At 43.1% G+C, this 15,174-nt stretch carries 15 protein-coding genes, 2 tRNA genes and 1 pseudogene; 6 read left to right on the forward strand and 12 right to left on the reverse strand.

Annotation, left to right across the window (positions count from 1 at the left end; genetic code table 11):
- The first annotated feature begins 86 nt into the window (after positions 1-86).
- The 3 genes and pseudogenes from L3V27_RS09845 to L3V27_RS09855 all read left to right on the forward strand — a co-directional run bounded on the left by L3V27_RS09845 (position 87) and on the right by L3V27_RS09855 (position 4,844).
- Positions 87-3,266 carry a response regulator gene (locus tag L3V27_RS09845; RefSeq protein ID WP_237311741.1) on the forward strand — a complete coding sequence of 1,060 codons (3,180 nt, stop codon included), beginning with the start codon at positions 87-89 and terminating at the stop codon, positions 3,264-3,266.
- Between the two features lie 9 nt (positions 3,267-3,275).
- Positions 3,276-3,751: pseudogene (locus L3V27_RS09850) on the forward strand (hypothetical protein).
- Position 3,752: 1 nt separating this feature from the next.
- Positions 3,753-4,844 carry a sulfate ABC transporter permease gene (locus L3V27_RS09855; RefSeq protein WP_065646794.1) on the forward strand — a complete coding sequence of 364 codons (1,092 nt, stop codon included), beginning with the start codon at positions 3,753-3,755 and terminating at the stop codon, positions 4,842-4,844.
- A 44-nt stretch (positions 4,845-4,888) separates the two neighbouring features.
- Here the strand turns inward: L3V27_RS09855 and L3V27_RS09860 are convergent, their stop codons facing one another.
- The 5 genes from L3V27_RS09860 to L3V27_RS09880 form a co-directional block, all read right to left on the reverse strand.
- On the reverse strand, positions 4,889-5,503 hold the full coding sequence (locus tag L3V27_RS09860) for a sugar O-acetyltransferase (RefSeq protein WP_114322405.1): 615 nt from the start codon (positions 5,501-5,503) through the stop codon (positions 4,889-4,891).
- A 208-nt stretch (positions 5,504-5,711) separates the two neighbouring features.
- Positions 5,712-6,023: a hypothetical protein gene (locus L3V27_RS09865; protein WP_005393448.1), complete on the reverse strand. Its 312-nt coding sequence runs from the start codon at positions 6,021-6,023 to the stop codon at positions 5,712-5,714.
- Between the two features lie 208 nt (positions 6,024-6,231).
- Positions 6,232-6,666, reverse strand: a complete 435-nt coding sequence (locus tag L3V27_RS09870) for an Mpo1-like protein (protein ID WP_012841889.1) — start codon at positions 6,664-6,666, stop codon at positions 6,232-6,234.
- A 77-nt stretch (positions 6,667-6,743) separates the two neighbouring features.
- Positions 6,744-7,097: an MmcQ/YjbR family DNA-binding protein gene (locus tag L3V27_RS09875; RefSeq protein ID WP_005393450.1), complete on the reverse strand. Its 354-nt coding sequence runs from the start codon at positions 7,095-7,097 to the stop codon at positions 6,744-6,746.
- A gap of 24 nt (positions 7,098-7,121) precedes the next feature.
- Positions 7,122-7,604, reverse strand: a complete 483-nt coding sequence (locus L3V27_RS09880; protein ID WP_074191238.1) for a MarR family transcriptional regulator — start codon at positions 7,602-7,604, stop codon at positions 7,122-7,124.
- A gap of 110 nt (positions 7,605-7,714) precedes the next feature.
- On the opposite strand from L3V27_RS09880, the gene L3V27_RS09885 reads away from it, so the two are divergent.
- Positions 7,715-8,602 (forward strand): DMT family transporter, encoded by an 888-nt coding sequence (locus L3V27_RS09885; RefSeq protein ID WP_005393452.1) that lies wholly within the window; start codon positions 7,715-7,717, stop codon positions 8,600-8,602.
- A gap of 172 nt (positions 8,603-8,774) precedes the next feature.
- Here the strand turns inward: L3V27_RS09885 and L3V27_RS09890 are convergent, their stop codons facing one another.
- A complete protein-coding gene (locus L3V27_RS09890) occupies positions 8,775-10,271 on the reverse strand; it encodes an EAL domain-containing protein (RefSeq protein WP_237311743.1) in 1,497 nt (498 codons plus the stop codon).
- 387 nt (positions 10,272-10,658) lie between these two features.
- Here L3V27_RS09890 and L3V27_RS09895 point away from each other — a divergent pair, with 387 nt between their 5' ends.
- Both L3V27_RS09895 and L3V27_RS09900 read left to right on the forward strand, forming a co-directional pair.
- Positions 10,659-11,105 carry a DUF3291 domain-containing protein gene (locus L3V27_RS09895; protein ID WP_074191236.1) on the forward strand — a complete coding sequence of 149 codons (447 nt, stop codon included), beginning with the start codon at positions 10,659-10,661 and terminating at the stop codon, positions 11,103-11,105.
- 223 nt (positions 11,106-11,328) lie between these two features.
- The gene (locus L3V27_RS09900; RefSeq protein ID WP_074191235.1) at positions 11,329-11,625 is read left to right on the forward strand and encodes a YkgJ family cysteine cluster protein; all 297 of its coding nucleotides are present in this window, start codon (positions 11,329-11,331) and stop codon (positions 11,623-11,625) included.
- 138 nt (positions 11,626-11,763) lie between these two features.
- Here L3V27_RS09900 and L3V27_RS09905 read toward each other — a convergent pair.
- The 6 genes from L3V27_RS09905 to L3V27_RS09930 all read right to left on the reverse strand — a co-directional run bounded on the left by L3V27_RS09905 (position 11,764) and on the right by L3V27_RS09930 (position 15,171).
- Positions 11,764-11,840: transfer RNA gene (locus tag L3V27_RS09905), tRNA-Val, on the reverse strand.
- A 32-nt stretch (positions 11,841-11,872) separates the two neighbouring features.
- A tRNA-Val gene (locus tag L3V27_RS09910) sits at positions 11,873-11,949 on the reverse strand.
- Between the two features lie 179 nt (positions 11,950-12,128).
- Entirely contained in the window at positions 12,129-12,467 is a 339-nt protein-coding gene (locus L3V27_RS09915) for a hypothetical protein (RefSeq protein WP_005377830.1), read from the reverse strand.
- A gap of 120 nt (positions 12,468-12,587) precedes the next feature.
- Positions 12,588-13,247 carry a DUF2726 domain-containing protein gene (locus L3V27_RS09920; RefSeq protein WP_237311744.1) on the reverse strand — a complete coding sequence of 220 codons (660 nt, stop codon included), beginning with the start codon at positions 13,245-13,247 and terminating at the stop codon, positions 12,588-12,590.
- Between the two features lie 196 nt (positions 13,248-13,443).
- Positions 13,444-14,112, reverse strand: a complete 669-nt coding sequence (maiA, locus tag L3V27_RS09925; protein ID WP_237311745.1) for a maleylacetoacetate isomerase — start codon at positions 14,110-14,112, stop codon at positions 13,444-13,446.
- A 21-nt stretch (positions 14,113-14,133) separates the two neighbouring features.
- Positions 14,134-15,171, reverse strand: a complete 1,038-nt coding sequence (locus tag L3V27_RS09930) for a fumarylacetoacetate hydrolase family protein (RefSeq protein WP_085343213.1) — start codon at positions 15,169-15,171, stop codon at positions 14,134-14,136.
- Between the last annotated feature and the right edge of the window lie 3 nt (positions 15,172-15,174).

A 15,174-nucleotide genomic window follows, 5' to 3' on the forward strand; every position in this document is an offset into this window, starting at 1 on the left:
CTTCGCCATCTCACAAGTATGAATTTCCTCTTAAAATCTAACATTTGAGATAGGTACACTACACTTTTCATATCAACTCTTTGGATATGGAAACGCGTGTGGTCGGGATATTTGCTTGGAACAACCTGTCTGTAAAGCAGAAACTTTTTGGATTGGTCCTACTACCAATCTTATTGTTATTGCTTCTGGCGGGCAAACATGTACAAAACCTCTCTATCCAAGCTCAAGAACTTCAAAAAGCACAACTCTTCTCCCAATATATAGATCGTGTTTCCTCACTGTATTATTTGACGAGCGATCCAAAGGTCGTGAACAACGCTCAAGAAACCCGCCAACTCGTTCAAACTTTACAAGATACAGCTTCACCTGTTTTTGGTGACAATGCCGATATATTAAATCAGCTCACGAATTTCGAAGAAGCAACACTGTCAATGCTCTCGTCCAATAATACAGAAGATAAGTTAGATGCTGCTGAGTGGCGTGCCGACACATTCAAAGAGATTCTTTTGAGTTTGGATAGAGTCTATTTCAGCCATGTAAGTTATGAAACCAACACTCACCTCTCCTCATTGATGCAGCTTGAGTGGTTAATGTTTTGGTCAACAGAAGAGCATAGACTCAGCAAATACTTAGTGGAATCCACAGAACAGGGGCAGATTTACGATCCAGCTATCCAAGCCAGTATCCAATCATTAATCCAGAACCAACAACTGCTGTTCGAACGCTTTGTCACACTTAATGCGAATAAGCAGCAAGTCAACCTCCTCATCGAAACCTTTACCGATAATGTCTTTGCTAAAAGCCAAGCATTTCGAGCCAATTTGTTGCAGCCATCAAACCTTAGAGTATTGACACCCACTCAAATAGATGACGGGTTATCTGCGCTTTATAAACGCTTAAGTTTATTACGTAACGTTGATGACCAGATGGAACAGCAACTTATTAAGGATATATCCAAGACGATCAGTGAAACAACACAGCACCGCATTGGCTTCATTGCGCTAATGAGCCTCGTGACATTACTGGTTGTGAGTTTAACCCTGAGGTTAGTGCGTAAGGTCACTGGCAACTTGAATTTAGTCCTCGAATTCCTAAGCCGAGACACTTACGAAGAGGACAACAATGAAAACTCACCACTGACAGAGTTGACCAAAGGGAAAGATGAGCTCAGTAAGTTTGCTAAAGAGGTAAAAAAACTGAGTTATGAACGTGAGCAGTCAAGACAAAAGTTAACCCAAGCCAAAGAAGATGCTGAAAAGGCGAAAGATGATGCCATCGAGGCAAGCAAAGCCAAAAGTAGCTTTCTGGCGAATATGTCTCATGAGATTCGAACCCCGTTAAACGGCGTTATTGGCATTTCAGAAGTTTTGTCAGACACGCCACTAACGGCGACACAGCGTGATTATGTTGACACGATAGAAACCTCCTCGCAATTACTGTTGAGCTTAATAAATGACGTTCTGGACTTCTCTAAAATTGAATCTGGTATGTTGCTTATCAGCCCTCATTCAACCTGTGTTCGTGAATCCATCTACGATATTGCTTCTATTATTTCCCCGAAAGCGAAAGAAAAAGGCATCGATGTTCAAGTCAGCATCAGCCGCAATACGCCCTATCACGTTATGTTGGATGATCACCGTATACGCCAAATTATCATGAACTTCATGTCCAATGCCGTAAAGTTCACCGAACAAGGCTGCGTTGAACTCTCTGTCATCACTAGAGAAATCAAAAATGGTGAAGCGAGTATCGAGTTTTCAGTCAAAGACTCAGGGATCGGTATTGATGAGCAGCAACAAAAGAAGATATTTGCTCCTTTCGCCCAAGAAGATAACTCCACCACCCGACAGTTTGGAGGGACAGGGCTCGGGCTTGCAATTAGCACGCAGCTGGTAGAGTTGATGGGCGGTGAGATTCAGCTTGAATCCGAGAAAGGCAAAGGTAGCCGATTTTTCTTCGAACTTACGGCTCCAATTGTGACTCAAGAGTTCAATGGCTATCACTCCCTTAATCACAACGATATATGGATAGTTTGCAACAACCCTACTTTGGAGCAAAAGCTGCGTGACGAGTTGAGCTTTTTCCACATCAATGTTCAGCAATCAGTAAATACACTGGATGCTCTGCCAACGTGGATTGATAACGAGCGCATCATTGTTATCAACGTAGAAACTTCTCCAAATACCGCAGCCAAACATCTAGGTGAAATGAAAAGACTTTGCATGCAAAATGTTCGAGTGTGTCTTATTAAACACCTTCATAGTGCCCAGCGTGATTTTGGTAACAGCATTAGTGCATTGGTCACTCAACCCCTCTTAGGACAGCGCTTAGTAAAAGCACTTGAAACTTGTGCTGCAAACTTCCCTCAAGCAAACAAAGAGAACACGACAACACCCAATGCTAAGACTTTCCCCAAAATTTTGGTGGTCGACGACAACACCGTCAATCAAAAAATCGCTGGATTACACGTCACAAAAGCGGGCTTCGACTTTGATATCGCCGTAAACGGAGAAGAAGCCGTAGATATGTTTCAACAGAATCAATACTGCTTAATCCTAATGGATTGCATGATGCCGGTGATGGATGGGTTTGAAGCAACCAAAATGATCCGTCAAATTGAAGCAAAAGAAAAACGGACGATCAGAATCCCAATTATCGCGCTAACAGCAAGTGTAGTCGATGATGACATTCAAAAGTGTTTTGATGTTGGAATGGATGATTATGTGCCCAAACCTTTTAAAGCGGGTTTGTTGAAAGAGAAATTAGATAAAGCCATTGGACTACGCATTTCCAATATTGCTTCTGATGAAAAGCGACTGGCAACAAACACCACTCACACTCCTGAAAAAACCTCGCATGCTGAACAATCAGAAGCGACCGTGACGCCTATTCGCTCAGAACGGATTTTGCTCGTCGAAGATAACCGAGTAAATCAAAAAGTCGCTTCGCTGCTTTTATCCAAAGCTGGTTATCAATTTGAAGTGGCCGAAAACGGACAGGTTGCGGTCGAAATGTTCCAAAAAGATGGTGGATTCGACATCATTTTGATGGACTGCATGATGCCGATCATGGATGGGTTCGAAGCCTCGCGACAAATACGCGCCTACGAAGCAAGTAAAGGTCTTCCTAAGACTCCCATCATCGCGCTAACGGCAAGTGTTGTGGATGATGACATTCAACGCTGCTTCGATTCAGGCATGGACGCTTATGTACCCAAGCCTGTTCGTAGAGAAAAGCTGTTGTACCAGATTGAAAATGCGATATAGGTAGCGATGATGAGCGGCGACATTTCTCTCCTCTGTTTTCTTTTGCGCTGCATAAAACGCTACCTATTCATTGTTGTTTTCCTTCTACCCATAGATAGTCAAGTACTTGCTGCAGAGAGCTACGCCGTTTTCTCGTTTAATAATGAGTTCTCGCCCCTAACCATCAATAAAGCGCGAAAGTTGTACAGAGGAAAACGCAACTCTTACAAGGGCAGAGAATTGAGCTATCTGACTGGCCAGCGACATCAGCGGAGAGAGCGGAGTTCTATCGCTACCTTCTCAATAAAAACTTGGCGCAAATGAACGCGCACTGGGCGAGCTTGTCTTTTTCAGGCAAAGCGAGACCACCCAAAGTGATTGCAAACTCTAGCATTGATGCGCTGATCACGTGGATGCAAGAAAAGCCCAATCGGATTGGTTATGCCCCTGCTTCGAGCGTGCCTGGAAATGCTCGTATTTTGTGTGTGGTGAGCTCGGAGGATTAATATGAAAAAATATTTGACCATGTTATCACTGAGTGTTGTCGCCTTTCCGAGCTTAGCCACCATTGAGTTATCAGATCACCTGTCTTTGAGTGGTTTTGGTTCGACATCTTGGTCTAAGTCCGATAACTCTACAACGGTTCTCGTCAACCGCTTTATTCATGATGAAGCCTGCTACGATTGTGACACAACCTTCGGCCTGCAGCTTGATTACTTTTACAAGGCATTTCGAGCATCCGCACAGATAGTCAAGCGTCCGCAAGATCATTGGAGCTCGCCCCAATTAGAGTGGGCATATTTAGCTTATACCTATAAAAATGTAGAGATACGTGGGGGACGATTGAGGCTGCCGCTGTTTTTGATGTCTGAGTATAATTATGTCGGTCACGCTTTTACCCAAGCTCGACCACCAAATGAAGTGTATGACAGCATATTAGGCATCACCGCTTACAATGGTTTATCCATTCGCTGGAATCACGACCTCAATGAGCAAATCATGCTTACTGCAATGCCGTTTATAGGGTTTAAAGACAGCAGTGATGTCACCCTCAACGAAGACACTGAACTGAAGATCGAATCAGACAACACAGCCGGAATAAACTTAACACTCAGCGGAAATGCCTACCGTTTGAACTTTTCTTATCTACATGGCGATTATGACCAAACTACGGTTCTCTCCAATACCAAGCAATCCACACCTGAAGGGGGAGCCATGTTAATTGACCGTTTGGTTCTAAAAGAAAAAGGCAATACGATTGACCAGTTTTCTCTAGGAGTAAGGTATGAGCTTGATAACGTTGTGATAATGGCGGAAGGACAAACCAGCAACATTTCCTCCTCTTGGTACGCAACAACGAGTTACAACGTGAATAAATTGACCCCCTACATAGTTTACGGCCAGCAGTTTAATAGCAGTGATACAAAGAATGGGGACAGCTATCTGTTTGGGGTGAGATACGACCTAGATTATAACGTGTCACTGAATGCTGAATGGCAAAAGTTTAACGCCCACAATAACGATACTGGCGCGTTTTCATCAATACCAGAAGATAACAGCGCCAATCTTTACACCCTGATGTTAAATTTCGTTTTTTAACTTTTCTATACTGACACCGTATAAACCATGGGCATTTACCTTTGTTATCGTTGATACATGTTGTGCGTGATTTGACGCTCTTTGTAATAGAATTCTTTGTCATGTTCGCCTATCTCTCGCAATACACGACACGGGTTCCCTACCGCAACAACATTACTTGGTATATCTTTCGTTACCACGCTACCAGCACCAATTACGCTGTTTTCTCCAATCTTGACGCCAGGCAATACCACTGAGTTAGCGCCGATCCATACATTATCACCAATATGAATAGGGATATTGAATTGCGCAACTTCTCTTCTGAGCTCCGGTTCAATCGGGTGTCCTGCCGTTGCTAGTGTCACATTGGGTCCAATCATGACGCTATTGCCAATGTAGATATACGTATCATCGACTAGGGTTAAGTTAAAGTTTGCATACACGTTATCACCAACGTATGTATGCCTCCCCCAATTCGCTCGAAGCGGCGGCTCAAAATAGCAGTTGTCACCAACAGCGCCGAGCAAACGTCGTAATATTTCTGTACGCTTTTCAGATTCAGAAGGCCGAGTTTGGTTGTAATCGTAAAGAACTTCTAAACACTGTGTTTGCTGCTCGACTAACGCTTCATCATTACAAAAATATATTTTCTGACTATGAAGCATTGATTCACTATCCATAAAATCCTCCGTTCTATCTGCCCAGTAGCTTCAGGCTGCTGGAACACCTCGCAATACGAGTTCCTGTCAAGATTGGCTAACAGAATGCATGATGTCGTTTTTTACAATAAGTTTAATGACATGCTTGCGAGGCCTAACGCAAAATACCGAATAACTTGAAAGAAATATGTGAATCAGACGAGTAAATAACACAAAGCTCGATGCAGAGTTAGCTTTGTTTATCTCGATTCATTTTCAAGCGCTTTTCTTTACGTCGTAACGCTCGGAAAAACTTCGACTCCTCGTGATACCAGCCGATAACACTAACCGGGAAGCCCACTAGCATCATGATAAAAAGATCCGCGGGCAGCTGCTCCAAAATATCACTCAGGGAGTGCAGCTCACCAAAAATGAATAAACCAATGACTTTACCAAGCAATAGTGCGCAACAAATCATAAAAAAAGACTTCATGATGTAATGCCATTTGCCTTTTTTACGCTCTTCTCGCCAATAGGCATATTTATGTTGTCGGTCGTACATTCATCCCCCCAAGTGACAATGTCACTAGCCACAAACATTCAGGCAAAGTAACGGCTTTAGCTGCACTCTAATGATAGTGTGAATCAGAAGCGAATGCTTGTCATGGCAATGAGAAAGCGGCACATCATGCTGCGCATTTTACGACCTTATGGACGCTAGCATGATCGTGCAATACAGGGAGATATCAGCTTGTTAATTACGGAGTGAGTTAATGTTTTCGGAACACCCAAATTGGACCAATAAGAAGAAACTGCAAATCTTCGAAAAAAGACGGTTTCTTCCCTTCTATTTTGTGACCAATGAACTGCAAGATCCACAGTACACCGAATAGGAGCATCGAAATATGCAGTACGGGCAGCGCCAATACCTCCAAAGACCATATCAGGCCGATGCACGCTAATGTATACCCTAACATCATCATAAAGACGCTGAGAGACAAACGAAAATAGAAAACCCATACGGGTATGACAGCAATCCAGACCCAGTTAAACTCGAAACCCAAGATGGAGATTTGAGGAATTGACCAAATTAGACCGACCACAGATAGGTAAATACCCGGAACTGCGATTGTGTGAATCTTTTGGTTGATGGGGTTTTGATGGCTCTCCCCATATTCTTTTAGCCATTCAGATAATGCTCGCATATCATTCCTACTTTTCCGCCTACTTATTCTTATATAGCTTGAGGATGGAAAAGGTGCGAATTTTTCTGTAATAGCTATTACTGACCAAGCAATGCTCGTTGCACTTTTGGTAGTTTGGCAACGACGAGAGTATAAGAGCGTTCACATAAATCCTGAATCAATCCATCTTCCACATCACCATTAAAATAAACCGTTATCCAGTGACGCTTATTTAGGTGATAACCAGGAGTGATGTCCGTAAACTGCGATGTTAAGACTTCTCCATCTTCTGGTTTTACTTTTACGCTGACATACTCCCGACCGTTTCTCTCTGCAATAATCGCAAACATTTTACCTTTGATTTTGTATACAAGCGCTTCTGGCCCAAATGGGAAATCACTCTCTGCACACATAAAGGTACTTAAATAACCTTCTAACTCTTTGCTTCTCATTCCGTCCCACCCTTCCTGTATCTTTTACTCAAACAAAGGCAATAGTAGTTTTAACGCCTGGTTAACCTGCGCTTTCTCACTACCTTCTAAACCATGTAGCAGCGATTGCTGAACGTCCACATGCTCTAAGATCAACTTGTCAATTAAGGTTAAGCCCTTTTCGGTTAACTCAACGGTGACACTGCGTCTATCTTCTTTACTGTGTGTTCTGGTAATAAAGCCTTTCTTCTCGAGTTTATCTAATCGGTTCGTCATCGCGCCCGAAGTGAGCATCATCGAATCAATTAGCGCCGAGGGAGTAAGGCAGTATGGTGAACCTGCTCGGCGAAGTGTCGCCAACACATCAAATTCACCCATCTTAAGATCGTACTTCTTATGTAGGTCAGCGACCCGACACTCCATGTGCTTAGCAATTCGCATTAGCCGACCCATAATTGCCATCGGTTCAGTGTCGAGCTCTGGCTTCTCCTTAGCCCACTGCTCTACCACTCTATCAATTGCGTCCATGGTTTCTCTCCAAACGTCATTTAATTTTTATTTTAACATAAAGATACTTTACAAAAAGTAACCTTACCGATATCTTTACAATTAATTATCTCAACGTAAAGATATTTAACATGAATATTTTGCTTGCAATGATCCCGGCTTTTTTTTGGGGGACAACTTATGCTGTTACTCAGTTTACACTTCCGGACTGGCCTCCCGTTTTACTTGGTGCGCTAAGAGCATTGCCTGCGGGTCTTTTGCTGCTCGCAATAAAGCCATCTTTCCCGAAAAAGAGTGAATGGAAAGTGCTGCTTGTTTTAGGAACTATCAACATCGCTTGCTTCTTTGGTCTCATTTTTGTCATGGCGTTGACGCTTCCTTCTGCGATCTCAGGTGTAGGTATGGTATCAGTGCCCGTTTTTGCGATGCTGTTTGGCTGGGCAGTCTATAAGCGCCAGCCAAGCGCAATACAGGCAATAAGTGGAGCGACTTTGATTGCTTTGGCTTGGTTCTTATTTGATCCTAGTTCTATTTCGCTCAACCCTATGGGTTTGCTGGCGATGATCTCCGCCATCATGTGTATTGTGGTAGGTAGTAGCGTAACGAAATCACTAGGAACGAAAATGCATTGGTGGACAGTATTAACATGGCAGCTCATTTTGGGTGGTGTGATTATGTCTGTCGCAACAAGCGTGCTAGCAATAAACAATCCAGAGCCATACGTTACAGCCATTCAAAACTTATCAATGACGAACACCCTTGGGCTGCTGTGGGTGATCATTCTGAACACTGCATTAGGCTACGGCATGTATGTTTGGCTATTGCAGCGTATGTCGGTCGTTGACTTTACTTTTGGTGGCATTGCCAACCCCGTTGCGGGCATTGTGTCAGGTTTGCTGCTATTAGGTGAGACTTTCACCCCTCTCCAATACAGCTTGATGCTAGGGATGATTGTTATGTCATTGCTCCCTCAATTGATCGCTTCATTAAAAACTAAAAAAGCCGCCCTTTCTTCCTAAGTAAAATCCTAACGCCCGATGCTAAAATCGGGCGTTCATATTCTCTGTAAACTCTGTTTGAATTCTAAGACTTCAACAGATTTTTATGGAACAGTGAACCCAAAAAGGTTCAGCAATAAAAAAGGTGCCGAAAGACACCTTTAATAATGAATACGCCCCATTATGCCTTGCTTTAAGTCATCACAAGGTTGTTAATAGGCTCTGGTTTAGCGTAGACATACCCTTGAATAAGGTAAATAGAATGCTGAGCCAAATACGCGACTTGAGCCTCGCTCTCTACACCTTCTGCAATCATCTCACATTCCGCTTTCTTTGCTGCCGAGACAATAGAATCTAACACTTTCAATTTTTGGTCATCAGAGCCTATTGGATCGATGAACATCTTATCCACTTTTAAGCATCGGATACCCAGATCTTGCAAATAAGAAAAGCCGCCATACCCAGTCCCAAAATCGTCAATTTTGAACTTGTAGCCTTTATTCGCCAGATACAAAATCTCTTTTTTCGCTGCCTCTGTATCTTTTACAGGAATTCGCTCGGTCAACTCAAAATGCACTCTCTTCGGACATGGCCAATTCAGTTCTGACAGTAACTTAGTGAGTTCACCTGATTCTAAATGGGAAGAAACAATATTGATGCTGACCCACACATGCTCAGGCAATACACTAAGATCTTGTATGATTTTACGAATAAGCTGATTCGTCATTGGGACAATCAGACCACTTTCTTCTGCAGCGCCAATGAACATGTTTGGCGACACCATACCCTCACGACGAGACCACCGAATCAGTGCTTCATACCCCACTGTCGCACCATCACGGCTATCGACAATCGCTTGGTAATAAGGGACAAATTCCGCATTATTAATCCCATTCTGGATCAAGCCTTTGATAGACTTTCTCAAGCTCTTACTGGACACATATACAAACGCAAAAGCCAGCCCCATAAGCACACTGACTAGGCCTCCCCATAGAAAGACTCTTTCCTGAGCATAGCTCTTCAGTTTCTCGCCACTGTGTATTTTGATGAGCATATTGGCTTGAGAATCAGCCGAGAAGAATAACTCCTTTGAAACTGCCGCTTCTTCTGCTGCAATGGCTGGTTTTCCTCGACTTATTGTTAAATCTCCAAATACAGGCTCATCATATATAAACTCGACGAACAAACAGTCTTCACAAGGCGTTTTTATCACTTCTTTAACCCAACTATTATCGAGAACCCAGACAACTTCAACATGTTCATTTTCATAAATGACCATCCACTCAACTTGATCTTGGTGTTCCGGTAAAATAAGTGATGCAAAAAAGTTTTCGCCAAGCTGAAATCGTTGCGCATTGGATAAATGAGATACTTTACGACCAATCGTGGAGCATGTTTTACCGTCACTCGTTTCCATCGCAATAAAACGGATGTAGTGGTTATAAAAACGTGGGTCGCGTAATGTTCTAACATCACTATTACTGCACGTGAAATCTAACTGCGCAACCTGCTTTACAATCGCCTCATCCAAATACATGGATCGTTGGTGTAAATAATCGACATAGGTGTCTATTTTAGTCTCTTTGATATAGCTGATGTAAAAATTGGCTATTGAATTAAAAGCCACAACAAAAACAGCAATGGGAACTAGGCCAAGCAAAATGGCATTTCTTGTTATCTTTGTAATCAAAGCTCCTCCTAACGTTCAGCCAAACAACTTAAATTAATGAGTGACATGAACACTATCTCACGTTCACACACCAAAAAGTGAGGATCGAATCTCAATAAGAAGTATAGAAGCGCAAGGCTTGCCACAGAAAATGAGAGTACTGCTGCATATCCAAGATAGCAACTCTCTTGAGTGAGACTTACCGACGATAATCGCGAGAAAAGAGGGGCTTATGCTCAACATAACCAATGTATAAAACGACTTTTTTGCCATCCAATGACTCGCCACAGTCACTAACTTTCCAATTGACCTTTGAAGGCACTAGCAACACACTGCATGATAAAATAGGAAAAGCTACTTAGAGCTTTTACCAGCATTACAGGCTTATCGACCAGGGAGGGTCATGAAATGAAATTAGCTCAATTAAATATTGCGCTTGCTAAATATCCTTTGGATGCACCAGAAATTAAAGATTTCGTAGACAATTTGGACTTAATTAATGGTATAGCTGAAGAAAGTGAAGGCTTTATCTGGCGTCTAAAAGACGACTCCGGTGATGCAACAAACATTAAATTATTTGATGACCCGAACATGATTGTAAACATGTCTATTTGGGAAAGTACTGACTCACTTAAAAACTTTATGTTTCGTACCGGTCATAGAGATTTCATGCGCCGAAAAAGCGAATGGTTTCATCGTTTAGCGGTGGATAGCTATGTTCTGTGGTGGGTAGAAGACGGTTATATACCAACACCACAAGAAGCCTTGTTACGCCTTCAGCATTTGCGCGAAAACGGAGATACGCCATTTGCTTTCACATTTAAAACAAACTTTACAGAAGCAGATCTTGTGTAAAGTACGCGTATGCCAAAGAATCGGCGTTCAAATTTACACTGACTATAAGGTTAATTGGTGTGAATCACTGTCAGTTCTACCGACTTACTCGGAAAGGCGGGCGAGTGAACGCATAAAATGCGTTCACTTGGTTTATCGTTCATAGGGTGTTCTATTTCAGAAATAAAGTTCATTCGTGCTAAATTTACGGTACCATGCACAATTGACCAAATTGTAGTTATTCATGATTATACCAACTAAGACTCCCTCTCCCCTGCCCTCTGATGTATCTTGCTCTAACTGTAAGGCTTGTTGTTGCCGTCTCGAGGTTATGATTATTTCAGATACTGGCGTACCTGAAGAGTTTATTGCGCGTGACCAGTATGGAGGCGAAACCATGATGCGGCTAAATGATGGTTGGTGTGCAGCTTTAGACAGAGACACATTAATGTGTACGATTTATGAAAATAGGCCTTGGATTTGCCGCGAATTCGAAATGGGTTCCAACGAGTGTTTAGATGAACGAGTTAAATTCTTGTAAAACCACTCAAATTTACACTGATGGCAATGCGGAGTATTTGTAGAAAGTGTGCAAAGGAAAAGTAAGGTGTTTGAATCTGAGTATCAACAAATTATGGACACAAAAAAGCCCACCGTTTGGTGGGCTTTTTCTAAAATTTGGTGGGTCCGGGCGAACTCGAATCGCCGACCCCTACCATGTCAAGGTAGTACTCTAACCAACTGAGCTACGGACCCAAATTTTGTGTTCCTAACCATTCAATTCAGAATGGTGCGTCCGAGTGGACTCGAACCACCGACCCCCGCCATGTCAAGGCGATACTCTAACCAGCTGAGCTACGGACGCATTTCTCTGGAACGACGAGGATATTAGCTATAAGCGAACGACGGTGCAAGCACAAATTTACCAACTTTGAACCGTTTGGCGAAAATGTAAACTCAACACGCGTTTTCAGATGATTTTATCGACAAGGACTGAGCCTGCAGGGTTTAAAAGTGTGATCTATATAACTTTTATTATCTCACTTAATTGTCGTAAGGCACTTCACTGAGCATCCAAATCTGTAAGGTTTGCGATACCTTAGGGCAAGTGCCGAACAAAATCTGATATTTAGGTTTAAATGGTTCGCCGATATAGGTTGTACGGATCAACTCTCCTGTTTTGACATCCACTTGAGTGCTCACCCTGCCTTTGAAGTTTTGAAATATGACAAACTGCTCACTGTGGTAAACCATTTGCTCTCGGTAAAACAAGAAATGATCTTGGGGTGTCTCCGTTAACTCACACTCCAGTGGTTTCAAATTAGGTATCGCACTAACATTAGATGCGATGAACAACGCTGACAAAATCCATCCGTATCGCATATGGCTTCCCTATTCTGCACTCTTTTTCAAAGTATAGGTCTTGCCTTGGGGACTGATACAAAAAAGGCTTTGATCATCTCGAATCAAAGCCTCATCCGTTTTGCTGTTCAACTGTCGTCTTTAGCCGTCCGAATCAAACACCACATTGTAATTCTCGGTGTAAGTACAATTTGGTTGGCGGCTGCAAGTAAAGAAGCGTCGACCTTTGAACTCACCTTGGCTTGCGGTTTTAATGATCATCGGACTGCCGCATTTTTTGCAAAAGCGCACTTCTTTATCAGGCTCAATCAAATCTATATGTGCCGCAAGCAAACGACGTAATCGCCCAACTTGATAACTGTGCTTTAAAGAAGCGCCGATTAAAGGTAGGTTTGCCGTCTTACAAACATGGATCAGTAACTTTTGTCTTTCTACCTTGCCCTTGCTTAACTCTTGCCCGTTATCCAATTCAACGATCACACGCGGCTCTAGCGTCCTAGGATCACAAATAACGTAATCAAAATAACTTCGAGATATGCGATTGTTCGCGACAAAAAACTGCTTCTTATTTTTGATTTCTTTTGGCGTAACCAAACTGGACATGTTTACTTTCGCAAATACCACCGCATGCTCACCTACCGCTGCCCTCAACGCATTATAGAATGCGCTCTCTTGCCCCCTGAGTAACGGTCCTTTCGAGCGATAAGGATAACCACGCGTGTCGTCGTGCTTAATCATGTACTTTTGAATAACAAAGAAGAATAAAACCAGAAGAACAACAATGATAAAAATGTTGGTCATAAATAAAGTGCATCCAAAACAACTCGTTGCTCAAAGCGTAAATGGAAATGCTATGCAGAGCAACAAAACCTCGCAATTTTGAGGAGCCACTACGATAGCGTGATACAGAAAATTTGACTCCCCAATAAAAACGAGCCAATCACACACTTGGATTGGCTCGTTTAAATTTTTTGTTAATACATTATGATGCTAAGAATCAACTATTAGCGTCTGGCTGATTCTCTGGCATCGCATCAATAAAAGCAGGCAGTTGATTGCATGACTGCACAACCGCGTTAATGGTTGGATAAAGAGAAGTATCTACACCAAAGCGTCGTGCGTTATAAAATTGTGGTACCAGACAAATATCGACAATAGATGGCGAGCTTGTCAGGCTAAACTTACAATCACCATTTAGTTTACGATGCTTCTGAAGTTTCTCTTCTAATGCCGTAAAACCTTTGTGGATCCAGTGATGAATCCAAGCGACTTTGCGCTCTGGCTCGCAAGCTAACTCCCCCTCTAAATACTGTAGAACTCTTAAGTTATTCAGAGGATGAATCTCCATTGCAATATCCTGAGCCAAAGCCAGTGCTTGATATCGAAGTGGCGTTTGCTCGGGGATCACAGTGACATCCGGATAGTGTTCTTCTAAGTATTGGATGATGGCCAGTGACTGGGTTAACTGAACCTCCCCATCCACCAGCACAGGAACCAGTTCAGAAGCGTTTAACTCATGGTACTCGTCACTGTGTTGTTCACCACCATTGCGCACCAAGTGTACCGATTTTGAATCATACGATAACTCTTTAAGATTCAAACAAATACGCACACGATACGCCGCTGAAGACCGCCAATATCCGTACAAAACCATGCTATCGCTCATATCGTCTCCCAACCAGCACTGTTAGTGCTTGAGATATTGGCTAACTTGTTGGTCAATCGAACCGAATATGTTGTTGCCATCCGCATCGAACATTTCCAATCTGATTGAATCTCCAAACGACATGAAGTTAGTAGACGGCTTACCATCACGAATGGTTTCAATCATGCGAACTTCCGCGATACATGAATAACCAACACCACCCTCCTCAATCGAAGTGCCATGTTCGGTGCCTTGCTTATTAGATACCGTGCCAGAGCCTATAATTGCCCCAGCAGATAGCGGGCGCGTTTTAGTCGCATGAACAATTAAGTCTGCAAAATCAAACGTCATATCGATACCCGCATTTGGGCGACCAAACGGCTTGTGGTTGTAGGTCGAGACCAGTGGTAAATGCACTTTGTTTTCGTACCACGCATCGCCTAGTTCGTCAGGTGTTACTGCCACAGGAGAAAACGCAGAAGAAGGTTTAGATTGGAAAAAACCAAACCCTTTAGCTAATTCTGCGGGAATTAGTCCACGCAGCGACACATCATTCACCAGCATGATCAAACGAATCGACTCCTGAGCCTCTGCAACACTTGCGCCCATCGGGACGTCACCAGTTACCACAGCAACTTCGCCTTCGAAATCAATACCCCATTCATCACTGGCAAACTCGATGTTGTCACAAGGACCAATAAAGGCATCAGAGCCTCCTTGGTACATCAACGGATCCGTCCAAAAACTTTCAGGCATTTCAGCGCCGCGAGCTTTTCGAACCAACTCAACGTGGTTTACGTAAGCACTGCCATCAGCCCACTGATAAGCGCGAGGAAGCGGCGACTCGCAGTAATGCGCTTCAAACTCTTCATACCCTGCGACCGTACCGTTGTTCAGTGCGACGTACAGCTCTTCCAGTTGCGGTGCTAGCGCATCCCAGTTATCAAGTGCCACCTGCATCGTCGCTGCCAAATTCATTGGGTGGAAAATTTCTGTCGCAGGTACGCAGCGCGTTAAGTCTTTGCTCACGACCATCAACAAACCGTCACGAGTGCCATTTTTCTTGGTTGCTAATTTCATCCT

The organism is Vibrio sp. J2-3(2022) (assembly GCF_021725735.1).
In the GTDB taxonomy this organism is placed as follows: domain Bacteria; phylum Pseudomonadota; class Gammaproteobacteria; order Enterobacterales; family Vibrionaceae; genus Vibrio; species Vibrio diabolicus.